Raw genomic sequence first — 18,567 nt, forward strand, 5'->3', positions numbered from 1 at the left:
ATGACAAAAGGGTAAATAAAATGGTATTTTACTGAAAAATACCATTTTATTATGTGTAATTTATTAGCTATTAATAAAGTGTAAACTCTACGCGACGGTTTTGTTGACGACCAGCAGCATTTTTATTGGATGCAATTGGTTGGTCAGGGCCATAGCCTGTCGCTTCGATACGGGATGCGTTAGCGCCTTGAGATACCAAGTAAGCTTTCACTGATTCAGCACGCTCTTTGGATAAACGCATGTTCAATTCGCGTGAACCTGTATTATCGGTGTGACCAGCTAATTTCAAGCTAAAGTTTTTCTCGATCAACAATGCTGCAACTTTGTTTAATGTTGCATATGAAGTAGGGCGGATGGTTGCTTTACCTAGATCGAATTCTAAGTTTTTAATCGCATCAGCAACAACTTTTCTGTCTGCTTCCGTAACAACAACTTTCTCTACAACTCTAGTTTCGTTTTTAACAACAATTGGACAACCTGATCCATCTACCTGTACACCGGAAGGTGTGCCTGGGCATTTGTCGTATTTGTTTGCAACACCGTCCCCGTCATCATCTTTCAGGTCATTGCTAATTCCATCCAATTGACCTTGTAAAGCTTGATTTTTTGCATTAAGAGCATCATTTTGAGCTTTTAAATCATCATATTTTACGGTGTAATCATTTACAAGCGTAGCTACCGGATTTGAATTGCTCAATGCAGGTTTGCTACCACTACCCAAAGCGAACTCTAGACCTGCGTGAGCATAGGTGAATAAGTCATTCTTATATTGTTGAGTTGGTCCAACTTTATTGTCAAATCGTTGATTTGCCCAGTTCAATTGGTAGCCCAATTCAAAGTTAATGCCTTTGGCAACTGCAAATTTCAAACCGAAGTCTGCCGGTACAAAGATCTTGGAATATGAATCGCCATATTCGCCTTTGTTTCCTCCAGCAATTGCTGCTGTCTCCGCATTCATTACACCCACACCAATTGAGGCGTAAGGTTTAATGAAACTATTGAAAAATCTCCAGTTTGTATTGGCTGCGATAAACTCTCCAGATAATGCAACTGACCATGGTGTTTTTGTTTCAAACCCTGTTTGTTTATCACTGGCTTCGTATCCTGAGGTCTTTCCACCAAAGTAAGTTGCCTTGATTCCGAACGAAGGTGAAATTTGTTTTTTGATATAGGCACTGTAACCTAAGTTCCAGTCCAATTTATCATAACCTCCATTATTGAATTTAGCAATGTTCTGCAAGCTTGTAACACCGGCGCCTACACCGATAGACCAAGTCCTATACTGTGTTGCCGGACCAAATGGGGTAGTGCCTTCAATTGATGACTGTTTTGCGCTTTGGGCAAAGGACGCGGTTGAGATGATACCTGCCGCTACTAGTAATCCTGATTTTTTAAGGCTAATTTTCATAATGTGTTTTTGTAAAATTTTCTACTATAAAATTCTTGTTAAATTAACTCATTGACTACTCTTACAATAAATTTGCCAAAAATTATTTGGTCAGCTTACTCGGCCGAAAAAATTTGGCACCTCAATTTCAAAAGCCATGTGCTTAACAATATTCTCAGTAAAAATGTTTTGAAAAAAAGTTTTCCTACTTTTTGTAATCAAAATCACATCAATATCTTCATCTCTAATAATCGTATGTATACCATTGGCAATGTTCTCCCGTGAGCCTGCAAAATAGCTCGGTGCTTTGACGATGTAGGAGATGTCTTCAATACCAGTCTCTGCTATAATCTGTTCAATCCATTTTTCAAGTTTTGATCCTAAGATATTGATTTCTAGTTCGTTTTTGTTGATATGGATAAGTTGTAAATGAAAATCCTTTCCATATAATGGGATCGCTTGTTTGAGGACTTCCAATTCACCTGGTTTAAAATTTGTCAGCAGCGCGATGTTGTCTTTTTTTAATTTTACGGCATTTTTTGGAATCGCTAATACAGGGATTTTTGACTCTTTAATGACGTCATAAGTATTGCTTCCGATCAGTACAGATTCAAGTCCTGTGACCCCCTTTGTACCCATAATCACTGTTTGGTAGTTCTCTTTTATCTCCTGTTTTTCCAATGATTCGGCTAAAATTCCATTCGAAAATAAGGTTGAAATTTTTAACGAAGGATATTTTTGTAGAAGTTCAGCGACAAGTTTCTCCATCTTACGACGAGTGTCCTCTTCGGTAGGGTCTACTAAATGCTTCGCATTTGCGAATTTGTTGATATGTGAAGTGAAGGAGTGGAAAAGTGTGATTTCATCATGTGTTTCCTGAGCAATCTGGGCTGCATAGTTTGCTGCGACTTCCGCATTTTCGGAAAAATCTACAGGTATTAATAATTTAGACATAGCGATATACTTAATTATGCTTTGGTAAAAAATATTGGAACTAAAGGGTGGCTAAATAATGCTTTTGCCACTGATCTGGTGAAAGTACGTTCAAAAAAGGATTTTCTTGAACGTGTTACGAGTAATATCTTGATTTTTTCAGTATGGATCATTTCATTGATAACTTCAGGGACAGTGTCTAGATCCTCAATGTCGCCTTGTATTGAGTCGACTTCAATGGCTATGTTGGTCACGCCAATATATTTTTTGATTTTATACTTCCATACTTCCAATTTATCTTCTATCCGGTTTTCCGAAGAATGATCATAATGAACATGCATCAACTTTAATTCAAAATCCTTACCCATTATATTGACGAAATCTTGGACCGTCTGTACTTCTTCTTCTTTGAAATTGGACAATAAACCAACCTTATCAACCTGTTCGAATGATGCTTCTGTCGGAATAGCCAGAACAGGTATTTTTGCTTTTTTGCTAATGACGTAAGTGGTGCTGCCAATAAGTTGGCTATCATCATTGGTAATACCTTTTGTGCCCATGATGACAAAGTCAAAACGATCAGGTGTGCCCATTTCAGGGAGAGTTTCCGTGATCATGCCACGTTCGCACTGGGTAGTCACTTCAAGGGTAGCATGTGTCGATTTTATCTGATCTGAAAGATTCTTAATAAGGATATCAGCTTTAAATATGGGGCTTCGCTTTCCAATGGAATCAGTTTCTTCCTCAAATACAGCAGAAGCAGAGGTATAATTGTGATAAAGGTGGATACTGTAGCCTTTTTGAATGGCTAGGTCCACAGCATAATTTACCGCATTGTTAGAATGAGCCGAAAAATCTACCGGTAGTAGAATGTTTTTTTTCATCTGTTTAAATTATTTATAAGTGTTGTTCTCATCGGTATAAATGAGCTCGTTTCACTCGGTTTGTTTGTTTAGTTGTGATGAAGCCATCAGATTTAATTTTTCTTAATTTTTTAGAGCCCTCTATCCCTATCAAATGTAATAAAACAAATGCAATTGTGAATGGCTATCAGTCAAAATGTTTTTATTGTTTAACGTATTAAATATGATCCTGATCGTACAAAGGTGGCTAACATTTAATGCTTTTAAAATGTTGCATTTAATGCATATTTGTGATTGCGGTCATCCTGAAAATAGGACAATCCTGTCTATCTGAATCTTATGTCCTGATTTTTTTGTTTGAAAAGTCAGTTGACTATGAAAACTGAGCGTTATTAAAATCATTGTGTCATGGTTATTATCTCGTATTCTACATTGCATAACAGACCAATTTTGAGTAAGTTTGCACATATTTTTAGATAATTAAATGACAAGTAGAGAAATTCGTCAAGCCTTTTTAGACTTTTTTAAAAGTAAGGGGCATCAGATAGTACCTTCAGCACCAGTAGTTGTAAAAAATGATCCTACATTGATGTTTACCAATGCAGGGATGAACCAGTTCAAGGATTTATTCTTGGGGGAAGCGTCGATTAAATTTCCACGTGTAGCTGATACGCAGCGGTGCCTGCGTGTTTCGGGTAAGCATAACGATTTAGAGGAAGTTGGTATTGATACTTACCACCACACCTTATTTGAAATGTTGGGAAACTGGAGCTTTGGGGATTACTTTAAAAAGGAAGCTATTGCTTGGGCTTGGGAACTATTGACCGAAGTTTATAAACTTGACAAAGATCGTTTATACGTAACTATTTTTGAGGGCGACGCGAGTGAAGGTTTGGACCGGGATATGGAAGCGTTTGATTTTTGGAAACAATGGATAGCTGAAGATCGTATCTTGCTTGGCAATAAAAAGGATAATTTCTGGGAAATGGGAGAGACTGGTCCTTGTGGACCTTGTTCTGAAATCCATTTTGATATGCGTAGTGCAGAAGAACGTGCGCAGGTAGCAGGACAAAGCTTAGTTAATGCTGATCATCCACAGGTGATTGAAATTTGGAACTTGGTCTTCATGCAATTCAATCGCTTGAAGGACGGATCTCTCCAATCTTTACCAGCTAAACATGTCGATACAGGTATGGGCTTTGAGCGTCTTGTCAGATGTATTCAGGGTAAAACCTCAAATTATGATACAGATGTCTTTACGCCAACTATTGATTTTATTGCAGAGAAATCGGGGATAAAATATGGTTTAGATGAGAAAACTGACATTGCGATGCGTGTAGTATCTGATCATATCCGTGCGGTAAGTTTTGCGATAGCAGATGGACAATTACCCTCTAATAATAAAGCTGGATACGTAATCCGCCGCATTTTACGTCGTGCGGTGCGTTATGCTTATACATTTTTAGGATTCAAAACACCATTTATTCATGAGCTTGTTCCAGTTTTGGCGGCACAATTCAGTGGCGTATTCGATGAATTGATCCAACAACAGGATTTTGTTCAGAAAGTAATCTTAGAGGAAGAAGTTTCGTTTTTAAGAACTTTGTCCACTGGGGTACAGCGTTTTGAAAATTACGTGGAAGATCATAGCGTTATTAATGGTGATTTTGCATTTGAACTATACGATACATACGGCTTTCCAATCGATTTAACAGAATTGTTAGCGCGAGAGAAAGGATTGTCTGTTGACATGGAGGGCTTCAAACAGGCGCTTCAGGTTCAAAAAGATCGCTCTCGTGCGGCAACAGCAATTGACACCGGAGACTGGATTCTTGTCAATGATGATGAGGGTTTTGAATTTGTTGGTTATGATACCTTGACCGCAAAAACAGAAATCGTAAAATACCGTAAAGTTGTTGCAAAAAATAAAGAGCAGTATCAATTGGTTCTTTCCGTCAGTCCGTTTTATGCCGAAGGGGGCGGGCAGGTTGGAGATTCTGGTGAACTTGTCTCAGAAGAAACAGGTGAAAAGATATACATTACGGATACGAAAAAGGAAAATGGAATTTTCGTTCATTTTACCAATAAATTGCCTTTGGATCTGAGCAGTACCTTTATTGCGCAGGTTGACGCTACCAAACGACTGGATACCGAAAACAATCACTCTGCAACTCACTTATTGCATGCTGCACTAAAACAGGTATTAGGTACGCACGTAAATCAAAAAGGTTCATTGGTCAATGCTGATATACTACGTTTTGATATTTCTCATTTTGCAAAGATGAGTGAGGATGAGATCAAACAGGTAGAGGATATCGTGAATGCCAAAATTCGTGAAAATATCCCGTTGAAAGAAGAACGGAATATACCTTATCAGCAGGCTTTGGATTCAGGTGTAACCGCCCTGTTTGGTGAGAAATATGGTGACTTTGTACGTGTGATTACTTTTGAAGATCAATTCTCCAAAGAGCTATGCGGTGGTACACATGTGAAAGCTACGGGCCAGATCGGATTCTTTAAGATTGTTTCTGAGTCAGCTGTTGCGGCAGGAGTGCGTCGTATTGAGGCGATTACAGGAACTCGCTCAGCGGCGGTAATTCGTGAGCATTTTGAATTGGTACAGCATCTAAAAGAACTGATGAATAGTCCAAAGGACTTTGTGTCTGCTTTGGGTAAGATCATTGACGAAAATGGAGCGCTGAAAAAAGAAATTGAAAAAAGCATTACTGAAAAATCTTTAGCATTGAAATCGGAGCTGGAAGCAAAGATCGAACAGGTCGGCGATATCAACTTCTTGTCGACGTTGGTGGATCTGCCGAATGCAGAAGCGGTTAAAACCTTAGCTTATGCAGTAAAGGGAGCTGTCAATAATTTATTTTTGGTTATTGGAGCGGAATTCGATGGAAAGCCAAGTTTGACAGTCGTAATTTCGGATGATTTAGCAAAAGAAAAAGGTTTAAATGCGAGTAACATTGTTCGTGATCTGGCAAAGGATATCCAAGGTGGTGGCGGGGGACAACCTTTCTTTGCGACAGCGGGAGGTAAAAATTCTGCAGGATTAAAAACAGCCATTGAACGGGCGAAGGAATTTTTGAGTTAAATTATATGAAACTTCCTATTTATTCAAACCGAGTGTAACGAGTTCACTAATTCTGCTGAAGAGCAAATTATGCCTGAATAATCACAGGGGGAGTAATAAATAGGATAGTTTCTTCAATTTAAAAGGAAACCGAGTGCAATGACATTTATTTACAGATGGACCTATGGCGCTCACAAAACAATATACGGATGAAAAAGGCAATTTTTTTAGTAGTTGGTGTGGTTGGATTGATGTTGGGTTGCCAGAATAAAGAGCAGTTTACCATCAAAGGAAATATAGAAAATCCTGGTAATATAAAAGTTGTCTCCTTGTATGAGGGTGATACCAAGCTAGATTCTATGTTTTTTGGTGACAATAACAAATTTCAGTTTGTGCGTCAGGCTAGTCAATCGAGATTGTTGTCGCTGCGTGTCGGTAAAAATCGCTATGACCTGATTGCTTCCCCAGGTGAGACAATTTCATTTAAAGCAGATTTGCATAAGGATGTTAATGATTATCTCGTTGAAGGGTCTGAATTGTCGAAAACGATCCAGCCGTTTGCTAAGGAACGGAACCATCGCGATTACATGCAAGATTCTCTACAGGGTGTCTTTTCCAAATTAACAGCAAATTCAACTGCTGACGAAATAGAAAAACTTCGTGCAGAATATAAAGCCAAATTTGCAAATGAACTTCGTGACTATACCAGCAAGGCTGTCGATTTTTCCACTAAGCATAATGATCTGGCTGGATTTTATGCCATCTCCACGTTGGATCCTGAGGTAGCGGAGGCAGAAATTATTGCTTATGCAGATAGAATTAAAAATGAATTTACGGAAAATAGATATGTGACTCAGTTTAAGGAGGAAACCCAAAAGCTGAAGAAAATGGCTATTGGTCAGCCTGCTCCGGAGTTGACGTCATTTACGCCTTCCAATAAAGAGGTGAAGTTGTCTAGTTTTAAAGGAAAATACACTTTGGTTGACTTTTGGGCTTCTTGGTGTATGCCATGTCGCCAGGAAAATCCAAATCTTGTCAAGTTATATAATGTTTATCACACCAAAGGTTTCGATATCCTGTCTGTTTCATTTGATGATAACCCTGGTTCATGGATGCGTGCTATTGCAGATGACAAACTGACTTGGACACATGTGTCTGATTTAAAGGCTTGGAGCTCACCGGTCGTAATAGATTACCGTGTCAAAGCATTGCCTACCTCTTATATCCTCGATCCAAATGGTATTATCATAGCAAAGAATCTGCGTGGTGAAGAGCTTGCTGGTTTTTTGAAGAAAACAATTAAGTAATCAATGTGTTATTGTTAATTGAAATATTACTTAATAATTTGGTAACATTAGATTAATCGATTGTTATCATTTTGTTCATATTTTAGCAGAAAAATAAGACAAATGAGTTCTTCGAAACAAAAGATTTTAATTGTTGATGACGAAAAAGATATCTTGGATTTAATTGCATTCAACTTAAATCGTGAAGGTTATCAGGTCTCTACAGCGCAAAATGGGGAAGAGGCAATACAAGTTGCCAAGCAAGTAAACCCCGATCTGATCATCTTGGATGTGATGATGCCTAGGATGGACGGTATTGAAGCTTGTCGCATCATGCGCGCTATGCCTGAATTCAAAAGTACCTTTATGGTGTTTTTGACAGCCAGAAGCGAAGAATATTCAGAAATTGCCGGATTTCATGTTGGAGCGGATGATTATATCGCCAAGCCAATTAAGCCTCGAGCACTGATGAGTCGTATTAATGCGATCTTAAGAAGAAACGCATCGGAGGAGTCTGATTCAAACGCACAGGATAAAATTGAGATAGCTGATCTGGTTATTGATAGAGATTCTTTCTTAGTTTACAAAGGAGAGCAAAAGATTGTGCTTGCCAAGAAAGAGTTTGAATTGCTTTACTTGTTAGCTTCCAAACCAAATAAAGTTTTCACAAGAGAGCAGATTTTAAAAAGTATTTGGGAAGACTCGGTGGTTGTTACCAATCGGACAATCGATGTGCATATCCGTAAGCTCCGTGAAAAAATAGGCGACGATTACGTCACTACAGTAAAAGGAGTAGGTTACAAATTTGATAAAGAATAAAAAAAGAGGCTTAGGCCTGTCTTGGTCGGAAGAAAAATCTTCCGACTTTTTTATTTATAAAAAACCTGTTTTTTAATGATTCGTGTTTTTTATTAAGGTATCAATGAGTTCGCTGTGCCGGGTTTACCGGCCATAACGAACCTTCATTCGATTTTTAGAACTGTTGGTGCTTTGAAAGCATAAAGGTTTTATTTCCAGCCTGGATTTTTCCCTCGTTGAATAAAAGTTGGTGCACGATCATTCGAACGTGCATAAGGATAAGATCAAACTATTTTTTTGTCTTCTATATGGGGTAACTCTTTGACCGGATAACTTGATATCACGGTAACAAATCTTTACTTTTGAAAGATAGCAACGTAAAAAGATCAACATGTCATCTATTCTTATAAAATCTGCGCAACTTGTTAACGAAGGTAAAGTTGAGACTGCTGATGTATATATCAGTAATGGTCGAATCGAAATGATCGCACAGGAGATAAATCATCCTGCGGATCAGGAAATCAATGCTGAGGGACTACATCTGTTTCCGGGATTAATTGATGACCAGGTTCATTTTAGAGAACCGGGGTTAACTTATAAAGCGGATATATGGCATGAAAGCCGTGCTGCGGTGGCAGGTGGGACAACCTCCTTTATGGAGATGCCAAATACAGTTCCCAATACCCTGACGCAGGAATTGCTCCAGGATAAATATGATATTGCAGGAAAGAATGCATTAGCCAATTACTCGTTCTTTATGGGAGCGGCCAACGATAACTTAGAAGAAGTACTGAAAACCAATCCACGTGATGTCTGTGGTATAAAGGTATTTATGGGATCATCCACAGGGAATATGTTGGTGGATAATGAAAAAGCTTTGGAAGGTATCTTTGCCAACGCTCCTACATTGATCGCTACACACTGTGAGGACGAAGCAACAATCAAAGCCAATCTGGCGAGATTCAAGGAGCAATATGGTGAAGAGGGATTGAAGATTGAAATGCATCCATTGATCCGATCTGCTGAAGCTTGTTACTTATCTTCATCTAAGGCTGTGGAATTGGCAAAAAAGCATGATACAAGATTACATATTTTACATATATCAACAGCAAGAGAGATTGAACTATTCCGGAATGATATCCCATTAAAGGATAAGAAAATCACTGCCGAAGCTTGTATCCATCACCTTTGGTTTTCTGATCAAGATTACCTAACAAAGGGGAATTTTATCAAGTGGAATCCGGCGGTAAAAACGGCCAATGACCGTGACCATATTCTTAAAGCTGTATTGGATGGACATATTGATGTGATAGCGACAGATCATGCCCCACATACAATCGAGGAAAAAACACAGCCATATGCATCGGCTCCTAGCGGTGGTCCTTTGGTTCAACATGCTTTACAAGCATTATTGGATATGGTCAAAGCAGGTAAAATGACCTTGGAACAATTGGTTCAAAAGTCAGCACATAATACAGCTACACTATTTCAGATTGAAGATCGTGGCTATATCCGTGAAGGCTATTGGGCGGATCTGGTACTCGTGGATCTAAATAAAAAATATACCGTTTCAAAAGAAAATATCCTTTCTAAATGTGGTTGGTCACCATTTGAAGGACACACATTTAGTTCAACCATTGAACATACCATTGTATCTGGTAAAGTCGCATTTTCTCAGGGACAAATTATTGAGAAAGGTGCTGGTGAGCGTTTGTTGTTCAACAGATAAGTTGTCATAATATGGAAAAAAGGGCTTTTATAAAATCAATTGCTTTGGGCACATTCGCCATTCCGATATTGGGAGCTGGGCGCGCTACAGAAGTCGCAGCGGAGCTTGCAGGAGCGGCTACTTTGTTGGCAAAGAAGCTATACCCAGGGGATACTATAGGGTTGATAACTCCAGCAGGTGTTTTGGACGATGAGGAATCGATCATTATCGCACGCGAGATCTTTGAAACATTGGGTTTTAAAGTGAAGGAGGGAAAACATATCCGTAGCCGTTACGGTAATTTGGCAGGGACAGATCAGGAACGTATTGCTGATATACATGATATGTTTGCTGATAAGGCTGTCAAAGCAATGGTTTGTGTCAGGGGAGGTTCGGGAACTTCCCGGCTCTTAGACCAACTTGATTATAAGATGATTGCTCAAAATCCTAAAATTTTGTTGGGTTATTCAGATATAACGGCTTTAATTCTTGCTCTGTACGCGAAAACTGGACTTGTTACTTTCCATGGCGCGGTTGGTATAAGCACATGGACAAAGAAGCTGGCCGAGGCCTTTAATGCACAATTTGTTGCCAATAAGCCTGCGGTATTTGAAAATCCCAAATTGAGGGGGGATAATATTGTACAGACTAAAGATCGGATAGCTACAATCTTCCCAGGTGTTGTGGAGGGGGTATTGTTGGGTGGAAATATGACCGTATTGACGGGCTTATGTGGAACTCCTTATTTACCAGATTTTAAAGATAAGGTACTTTTTATTGAGGAGGTCGATGAAGATATGGAACGCGTCGATCGGATGTTTTGCCAGTTGAAAAATGCAGGGATATTGGCAGGGATTAAAGGTTTTGTTTTTGGGAAATGTACTAATTGTAAACCATCGGGAGGCTATGGCTCTGTGACATTGGATCAGCTATTCAATGATTATATTAAGCCCTTAAACGTGCCTGCTTATAGCGGAGCTATCATTGGGCATATTGCGGAGCAATTTATCCTTCCCGTAGGTGCAAAGGTGAGAATGGATGCGTCACAAGGAACGATTACCTTACTTGAGCCAGCCCTAAAAGATTAATATGAATTTAGTGAAAGACGATTTTATCAAAGCCTTTTCTTTATATAAAGAAAAGGCTTTGCAGCATAGACGATTTAAACATCGGGATATTTTGCCATTATTGGAGAATAATAAAATCCATAATGAACTTACAGTAGAGGAGATTGGAAGATCAGTAGAGGATCGTTCAATTTTTAGATTGAAATATGGGCAAGGGCCGATAAAAGTACTGTTGTGGTCGCAGATGCATGGCGATGAGCCTACGGCAACAATGGCGCTATTTGATCTGTTTAATTTTTTTAAAGGGGAGGAGGATGGCTTTGATACTTTTCGAAAGGAGATCGCGGAGAAACTGACTTTATATTTTATTCCGATGTTGAACCCTGACGGCGCGGAGCGTTATCAGCGGAGAACGGCAATGGATGTGGACATGAATCGTGATGCGCGTGCTGTTGCAACTGTGGAAGGCGCTCTGTTGAAAGCACAGGCGATGTTATTAAAACCCGATTTTGCTTTTAATCTCCATAATCAGAATAATTATTACAATATACCTGGTACCGCGACCCCGGTGACAATTTCCTTGTTGGCTCCAGCATACGACTATGCGAGAAGTGTTAATACGGTCAGGGCAGATGCCATGCGGGTAATTGTGGGAATCAATAAGATATTACAGGAATTTATCCCAAATGCAGTGGCCAAATATGACGACGAGCATACCCCGCGTGGTTTTGGAGACAATTTTCAAAAATGGGGTGCCAGCACTATTCTGATTGAATCAGGAGCCTATGCCGGTGATCCTGAGAAGCTGGAGGTTCGGAAATATAATTTCATTGCGCTATTACAGGCCTTTCTGGAAATCGCTTCGGGATCTTACTCGGAACATGATATTGCTGATTACAACGTGATTCCTTTTAATGATGAAAAGCTTCATGATGTTTTGATCCGGAACCTATCTATCGAAAAAAATGGTAAGAAGATGCTCGTGGATGTAGCCATTCGGCAAAATGAAAAAACCGTAGTAAATGACTACTTTGTAGAGGGAGTGATCGAAGATATAGGCGATCTGCGGGACTTTTATGGATATACCGATCTTGATGTTGAAGGACTCCAATTTATTCCCGCAAAATTGTATACAGATCGGATATTTTCACTAGCGGAATTAACTTTAGCAATGATAGGTGATTTGTTGAAACAGGGAATAGGAGCTATTCATATTGACAGTGATGAATCAATGGGAAAATTACATAGTTATCCAATAAATATCAGCGTTGATAAACAGCTTTTATTGGAGGATATGCTTTTACTGGGTTCGCGAGCCAACTTTTTTATTGGCACTAACCAGGATATTAAGTATGCTGTGATCAACGGCTACTTATTGAATCTGATGACTAATCTACCTGTGCAAAAATGTAAAAACAATATTTTCAGTTCCACTTCTTAAGTGCTCTTTTTGCTTTTATTAAGGTAATTTGAGTTTTATCAACCAAGCTGACTGATAGGGGAGATCGTAATATAATAGCGTTGATTAAATACAAATGCCCCAAAAAGTATTTAATTTTTGAGGCATTTGTATTAGAATATATTTTCCGTTACGTGGAATAAATCATGCTATGGCTTATCCCACCATACTCTTGCATTAAGTCCGTCGGCACCACCGTATGGGAAAGCTGCAACAGCAGTATTATAGTTCACTGTATTATTTGATGCTTCCTGGGTAGGGTAGCCTTCTCTACGTGGAATCAGATTTCCATTGGCTCCTGCAGGTGCCATTAAAACAGGGAAACCCGTTCTTCTCCATTCTGACCAAGCCTCATAACCATTTAAGAAAAGATGGATCCAACGTTGCTCGGCAATCTGCTGTATAGCCGTAGCAGCCGTATATGCTACCGAGGGTTGGGTAATATATGCATCTATGGTGGAAGCAGAAGTCGCATTAGCTGTCCATGAATTAATAGACTCTCTGATCGCATTTTTGTAGTTGGTTTCTGCAACAGCATCACCACCATTTATCCATCCTAATTTCGCGGCCTCAGCCATTGCAAACAATACTTGGGGGTAAGTCACTAAGTTGACTGGAGAATTTTGTTGTCTAAGCTTGGCCCCCAACAATGATATTCCCGGAATATCACCAGAATTTCCAGCCGCTTTTCCATATTCTAAACCAACATATTCCCCTGCTTGATTCTTGTCACCATAGATCGGTAAACGCGGATCATTTTTAGGTTTCATATAATCTACTAGAGGCTTACTCAGTGCGAACCACTGACGTTCGAGACGCGTGAACGAATTATACCAGAAATTTTCATGATCCTTTTCCGCTAAATGTGGATAGGCAAAATTGTCCGCATTAGAGGTCATGACACCGTCTGCTAAAGCACTGGCAAATTCCTGTTTACCCCAAGTGGCATCCACTTTGGACAAACGGAGTGCCATAAGAAGGCGAATCGTATTACCGACTTTCTTCCATTTGCTCATGTTGCCATTGAAGATGATCTCATTTTTTAATGTAGCATTGGGATCTAGGGTGGAACTTGCCTCCTTTAGCTGTTTGAACAGGCTTGTGTAGATTTCTTTCTGCGTATCATATTTAGGAAGGCGATTCTGACTTCCCTTCAGCGCATCGCTATAAGGTAAATCTCCCCAACGATCGGTCATATGCAACATAAAATAAGACTCCAGAATATTAGCTAGCGCAATTTGGTTAGCCGCACTACCCTCTGATTCACTTAATGTTCCATTTTTAGCTTTATCCTTTACTTCCTGAATATTTTTTAACGGGCCCTTATACCAACTTTCAAAATTTAAATTGGTTGATATATACCTAGAGTTGTCTGTATATGTCGTTAACGATAAATATTGAGGGTAATGTACCCCCATCTGATTAGCCGTATTGGCACTCGTCCCTGATAGAAAGAACTCTGCATTGGCTAATAATTGCATGCCTGTTGCAGTGGAAGGATTATTCGGGTCTATATCATATGAATCGTCAAATTTTTTACTGCACGATACCGTCGTCGTTATAATAGCAAAAACGAGGGCATATTTTAATAATGATAACTGTTTCATGATTTTAGAATTTAAAGCTTAGGTTTACCCCGTAAGAACGTACTGTTTGCAATTCCCCTTTCTCGATCCAACTGATGGATGCACTTCCCATAGAAAGTTCGGAAGGATCAATTCCTTTCGGTGCTTTTTGCCAGATCATCCATGGGTTTCTCGCAATAGCAGCAATACGGATAGATTTAAATGGTGTTTTCTTTAATGTATTTTCAGAAAATGTATACCCTAGACTTACTTCTCTCAATTTTATATAGGAGGCATTGAATAACCATTCTTCGTAAAATTTAGTTCCGATCTGGTTTCTAAAATAGCTTCTTGCATCGACAAATGCATTGACAGCTTCCCCCGTAGCTTGCGAAATACCCGAAATTTCGTACCCACCACCGTCAGCTAATGGATCGCGTACATTTTTGCCATTGCTATTCATTGCAGCAGTCTCTTCTGCCTGTCCGGATTTTACAGCGAGCATTTTAGACCAGCTAAAAAATTTGCCCCCAGATTGGAAGTCTATCATGGCATTAAAATCGATGTTTTTATATCGGATTGAGTTTAAGAATCCACCCGTAAAATTGGGGAGAACAGAGCCGAAATCTTTGTTCAGTTCCTGTATCGGCATGTTATTGGCATCCAATAAAATTTTTCCTGTTGCTTGATCGCGCAAATAGCCCGGCCCTATTAAAGTACCAAATGCTTTTCCCCTGTCTGCTCTTAAATAAACTGTTTGACTAGAATAAGTGTTTAAATCCAACTGGTAAGAATTAATATTGTCGATCAATTCGTGGATTTTACTGTTGTTTCTTGCAAAATTCAAGGTCGTATTCCAGGTGAAGTTAGCTGATTTCACAGGTGTTCCAGAAAGCGATATTTCGATACCGTTGTTCTCAATATCTCCGGCATTCACAAATTCAGATTCATATCCGGTAGCTGATGACTGTGATAGATCAATAACTTGTTTTTTATTACGTTGTTGGTAATAAGTGAAATCAAGTCCTAAGCGATCATTGAAAAATTTGAGGTCTGTACCGATCTCAAAAGTATGGGCAAAAGATGGTTCCAGATTCGCATTTTTTAGTTTATCCGGGACAGATACGGTTGTAATTGTACCTGTACTGGTTTTGTAGGCCGTCCCCATTTGATAGTTTAAAAGTGCAGAATAAGGATCAACATCAGAGCCCGCAATCGCATAGGAAGCTCTCAATTTACCAAAAGATAGTACTTTGGAATCGAATAGTTCGCTAAATAGGAAAGATCCAGAAACCGATGGATAAACATAAGAATTGTTGTTTTTAGGCAATGCTGATGATACGTCCTGACGAATTGATGCGTCAATAAAGTAGATATCCTTATAACCGACAGAGGCCATTGCATACAGTGACCGGATTTGTTTTTTCAATTTATAGGAAGTTGTTTCCGGACGGTCAATAGATGCCGCAATATTATAAAATCCCCTCGTTGCCAAGCCGCCAACAGTAGCTTGCGAAACATAAGAATAGTCGCGGGTATAAATATTGGTACCTAAATTAGCATTTAGCGAAAAATCATTCCACTTGTTGTTGTACTCTGCTAAAAACTCATAATTGCTCTCATCATTTTGATATTTTCCTACAGAAAATGCTTCATCTAAACGACCCCCAAATGCGGTTCTACTGCTGAGGTTTTGCGTAAAGAAATCTTTTCTTACAAAACCTGAAACCTTTAGATTGTCAAAAATTTTATAGGATACGTTAACATCTCCAAATACCCGATCGCGCGAGTCATTATTTAGATTTTCGTAAGCGTCAAAAAATGGATTGTTCCAGTCAGAGGGTTTGTTATTTGTAATTATTCCTGTAGATGTATTCGGATTTACGTTCCAGTTTAATATCGTCCCATCCGCATATTTATAGTTACGGAGTCTATTAATATCAATGTTGCGTTGAAACCATTGTGTAGCACCTGTGAATGATCCCTGATAACCTTGTACAGGTCTTTGTCCATTATTGTTTGCGTAATTGATATTGGCTCCAACAACCAGTTTAGATGTGATGTCCAATGTTCCATTTAAGCCAAAATTATTTCTCTTTAGGGAAGTATTGGGGATAACACCTTTGATATAAGTATTATTATAGCTAAAGCGGATTGCGGCATTTTCATTACCGCCAGCAATTGTCAGACCATTGTTTGTTGTGAATCCCGTATTATAGAAATCCTGTATGTTGTTAGGTTGGGGTGAAAAAGGAGTGGTTTTGCCAAAGTCGGCATCTTGGGGATAAAAGCTATAAAACATGCGAACGGGAGTTCCGTCCATTTTTGGCCCCCAAGATTCGTCGTTACCATTGACATAGTACTCTCCAGAAGCTAATTTCAGGAAGGTTTGATTATTACCGACACCATAAGTGTTTTGTAGCGGCATAAAGTTGCCTGTTTTCTCCCAGGAAGTAGCAGAGTTAAATCCTATGTCAATTTTTTTAGGCCCCTTTTTTCCTTTTTTTGTTGTAATCATGATTACACCATATTGTCCCCGCATACCATATAGCGCAGAAGCAGTAGGGCCTTTCAGGACATTGATTGTTTCGATATCTTCAGGATTGATATCCTGTCCAACGTTTCCAAGGTCTACACCATTACCTGTTGAACTACTGAAATTCGAATTTGAGATCGGTGTGCCATCGATGACCATAAGCGGTTGGCCTCCACCTGTAACTGAGTTAACACCGCGGATCTTGATTTTTTGTGTTCCACCCAAATTTGCGCCAGAAGATCCCGTTACTTGTGCACCAGCAACTTTTCCTGCTAAGGAACCTAGTACATTTGTTTCTTTTGTAAATGTTAAATCATCTCCTTTGACTTGTTGTGCAGAATAACCAATGGATTTTTGGGACCGTTTGATCCCTAATGCTGTTACAACCACTTCATCTAAAGCCTGTTCGTTGCCGACGAGTGTAACGCTGATCGTTTTCCGGCCATTGACCTGAACCTCCTGCGCATTATAGCCAACAGCAGATAGGAGTAGTGTGGCATTCGAATTTGCATTGAGCGTGAATAAGCCTTGTTCGTTGGTAGATGTTCCTTGGCTGGATCCTTTGACATTTATGGTAACTCCACTGATGGGATTTCCATTGCTGTCGGTGATTTTTCCAGCAATCTGAATCTGTTGCGCGTATAGTGACTGCATCGAACTACAGGCTATGAGACACAACGTTGTGAGCACATGTTGTTTCATAAAGTGTGAATTGATTAATTTAGTTTGTTAATATCTTGGTAAAATTGGCTATTGGTTATAACTCCGATAGCGATTCAATGCAATGTTTTTCTTTAAGACAAAAAACATTGCATTGAATATAATGTTATTTTCTTAAAATTCCAATTCCAGGACGGTCCGGCAAGAAGCAGTTTCCGTTGATCACTGTCATTCCGTCGTAGATATCATTATCGATCAGTAGTGCCCCATCTAGATCTGCCCAGTCGGTCAATGGTGCTAATTGTGCCGCAGCGCTGATAGCGCATGAGGTTTCAGTCATGCAACCAATCATTACTTTCATTTCGAGAGAACGTGCAAGTTCGGCCATTCGTTTGGCTTCACGCATGCCTGTACATTTCATCAGTTTGATGTTGATACCACTGTAAACTCCTTTTAGTGCAGGCACATCAACTAACCGTTGACAACCTTCATCCGCAATTGTTGGGATTGGACTATGTTCAGTCAGCCAGGCATTATCATCGACCTGTTCTTTGGGCATGGGTTGTTCAAGGAAAGAAACATTTCGCTCAGCGAGCCAATGTGCCATTTCCAATGCTTCTTCCCGCGTTTTCCAACCCTGATTGACATCTGCACATAAGGGACGGTCAGTGACCTGACGAATGGTGTCAATGATCATCTTATCGGTATCCAGTCCCAACTTTACTTTTAGGATCTTAAATTGATCCGCTTCAGCAACCTTTTTACGGATCATATCCTCCGTATCGATGCCGATGGTGTAGGACGTCGGTGGGATAAGATCGGGGTTTAATCCCCAGATTTTATAAAACGGCTGGCCCATAATCTTACCAAGTACATCGTGCAATGCGATGTCAATGGCTGCTTTTGCTGCGGTATTTTTTGTTGCTACTTGATCTATATAGTGTAAGATCTCTTCGGTTTGGAAAGGGGAGTTGAATGCTGATAGATCAATTTGATTTAAAAAAGCGATAACACTTTCCTGTGATTCACCAAGGTATGGTGGCATGCTGGCCTCACCATAACCTACAATACCATCGTACTCCAGTTCGGTCAATACAACGGGTGTTGTACTTCGGCTGTAGGAAGCAACGGTGAAAACATGCCGCAATGTTAACGTATATGGACGGAACCGTAATTTAAAAAAGCCAAAGTCTTTGCTGATCCATTCAGATTGGTTGCTCATCTTG

At 39.5% G+C, this 18,567-nt stretch carries 12 protein-coding genes; 6 read left to right on the top strand and 6 right to left on the bottom strand.

Annotation, left to right across the window (positions count from 1 at the left end; all coding sequences use genetic code 11):
• Positions 1–70: 70 nt before the first annotated feature.
• The 3 genes from OGI71_RS00360 to OGI71_RS00370 all read right to left on the bottom strand — a co-directional run bounded on the left by OGI71_RS00360 (position 71) and on the right by OGI71_RS00370 (position 3,204).
• A complete protein-coding gene (locus OGI71_RS00360) occupies positions 71–1,408 on the bottom strand; it encodes an OmpA family protein (protein ID WP_282253353.1) in 1,338 nt (445 codons plus the stop codon).
• Positions 1,409–1,498: 90 nt separating this feature from the next.
• On the bottom strand, positions 1,499–2,341 hold the full coding sequence (locus OGI71_RS00365; RefSeq protein ID WP_282253354.1) for a universal stress protein: 843 nt from the start codon (positions 2,339–2,341) through the stop codon (positions 1,499–1,501).
• A 14-nt stretch (positions 2,342–2,355) separates the two neighbouring features.
• Entirely contained in the window at positions 2,356–3,204 is an 849-nt protein-coding gene (locus tag OGI71_RS00370) for a universal stress protein (protein ID WP_282253355.1), read from the bottom strand.
• A 463-nt stretch (positions 3,205–3,667) separates the two neighbouring features.
• On the opposite strand from OGI71_RS00370, the gene alaS reads away from it, so the two are divergent.
• From alaS to OGI71_RS00400, 6 genes are all read left to right on the top strand, one after another.
• Positions 3,668–6,283, top strand: a complete 2,616-nt coding sequence (alaS, locus tag OGI71_RS00375; protein WP_282253356.1) for an alanine--tRNA ligase — start codon at positions 3,668–3,670, stop codon at positions 6,281–6,283.
• Positions 6,284–6,471: 188 nt separating this feature from the next.
• Complete coding sequence (locus OGI71_RS00380) at positions 6,472–7,569, top strand: TlpA disulfide reductase family protein (RefSeq protein WP_282253357.1); 1,098 nt, start codon at positions 6,472–6,474, stop codon at positions 7,567–7,569.
• Positions 7,570–7,671: 102 nt separating this feature from the next.
• Positions 7,672–8,367, top strand: coding sequence for a response regulator transcription factor (locus OGI71_RS00385; protein ID WP_120259941.1), 696 nt, complete (start codon positions 7,672–7,674; stop codon positions 8,365–8,367).
• A 370-nt stretch (positions 8,368–8,737) separates the two neighbouring features.
• Entirely contained in the window at positions 8,738–10,075 is a 1,338-nt protein-coding gene (locus OGI71_RS00390) for a dihydroorotase (protein WP_282253358.1), read from the top strand.
• A gap of 11 nt (positions 10,076–10,086) precedes the next feature.
• Entirely contained in the window at positions 10,087–11,142 is a 1,056-nt protein-coding gene (locus OGI71_RS00395) for an LD-carboxypeptidase (protein WP_282253359.1), read from the top strand.
• Between the two features lies 1 nt (position 11,143).
• A complete protein-coding gene (locus tag OGI71_RS00400) occupies positions 11,144–12,562 on the top strand; it encodes a M14 family zinc carboxypeptidase (RefSeq protein ID WP_282253360.1) in 1,419 nt (472 codons plus the stop codon).
• Between the two features lie 167 nt (positions 12,563–12,729).
• Here the strand turns inward: OGI71_RS00400 and OGI71_RS00405 are convergent, their stop codons facing one another.
• The 3 genes from OGI71_RS00405 to OGI71_RS00415 form a co-directional block, all read right to left on the bottom strand.
• Positions 12,730–14,187 carry a SusD/RagB family nutrient-binding outer membrane lipoprotein gene (locus OGI71_RS00405; protein ID WP_282253361.1) on the bottom strand — a complete coding sequence of 486 codons (1,458 nt, stop codon included), beginning with the start codon at positions 14,185–14,187 and terminating at the stop codon, positions 12,730–12,732.
• Between the two features lie 4 nt (positions 14,188–14,191).
• The gene (locus OGI71_RS00410; protein WP_282253362.1) at positions 14,192–17,335 is read right to left on the bottom strand and encodes a SusC/RagA family TonB-linked outer membrane protein; all 3,144 of its coding nucleotides are present in this window, start codon (positions 17,333–17,335) and stop codon (positions 14,192–14,194) included.
• A gap of 172 nt (positions 17,336–17,507) precedes the next feature.
• Positions 17,508–18,563, bottom strand: coding sequence for a dipeptide epimerase (locus tag OGI71_RS00415; protein WP_282253363.1), 1,056 nt, complete (start codon positions 18,561–18,563; stop codon positions 17,508–17,510).
• Between the last annotated feature and the right edge of the window lie 4 nt (positions 18,564–18,567).

Source organism: Sphingobacterium sp. ML3W, from assembly GCF_029542085.1.
GTDB lineage: Bacteria > Bacteroidota > Bacteroidia > Sphingobacteriales > Sphingobacteriaceae > Sphingobacterium.

What these genes read in the sequence shown, in the direction of transcription:
- OGI71_RS00405 (WP_282253361.1), bottom strand. Translation starts at nt 14,187, where the DNA reads ATGAAACAGTTATCATTATTAAAATATGCCCTCGTTTTTGCTATTATA.
- alaS (WP_282253356.1), top strand. Translation starts at nt 3,668, where the DNA reads ATGACAAGTAGAGAAATTCGTCAAGCCTTTTTAGACTTTTTTAAAAGT.
- OGI71_RS00415 (WP_282253363.1), bottom strand. Translation starts at nt 18,563, where the DNA reads ATGAGCAACCAATCTGAATGGATCAGCAAAGACTTTGGCTTTTTTAAA.
- OGI71_RS00370 (WP_282253355.1), bottom strand. Translation starts at nt 3,204, where the DNA reads ATGAAAAAAAACATTCTACTACCGGTAGATTTTTCGGCTCATTCTAAC.
- OGI71_RS00390 (WP_282253358.1), top strand. Translation starts at nt 8,738, where the DNA reads ATGTCATCTATTCTTATAAAATCTGCGCAACTTGTTAACGAAGGTAAA.
- OGI71_RS00380 (WP_282253357.1), top strand. Translation starts at nt 6,472, where the DNA reads ATGAAAAAGGCAATTTTTTTAGTAGTTGGTGTGGTTGGATTGATGTTG.
- OGI71_RS00365 (WP_282253354.1), bottom strand. Translation starts at nt 2,341, where the DNA reads ATGTCTAAATTATTAATACCTGTAGATTTTTCCGAAAATGCGGAAGTC.
- OGI71_RS00410 (WP_282253362.1), bottom strand. Translation starts at nt 17,335, where the DNA reads ATGCAGTCACTATACGCGCAACAGATTCAGATTGCTGGAAAAATCACC.
- OGI71_RS00360 (WP_282253353.1), bottom strand. Translation starts at nt 1,408, where the DNA reads ATGAAAATTAGCCTTAAAAAATCAGGATTACTAGTAGCGGCAGGTATC.
- OGI71_RS00395 (WP_282253359.1), top strand. Translation starts at nt 10,087, where the DNA reads ATGGAAAAAAGGGCTTTTATAAAATCAATTGCTTTGGGCACATTCGCC.
- OGI71_RS00400 (WP_282253360.1), top strand. Translation starts at nt 11,144, where the DNA reads ATGAATTTAGTGAAAGACGATTTTATCAAAGCCTTTTCTTTATATAAA.
- OGI71_RS00385 (WP_120259941.1), top strand. Translation starts at nt 7,672, where the DNA reads ATGAGTTCTTCGAAACAAAAGATTTTAATTGTTGATGACGAAAAAGAT.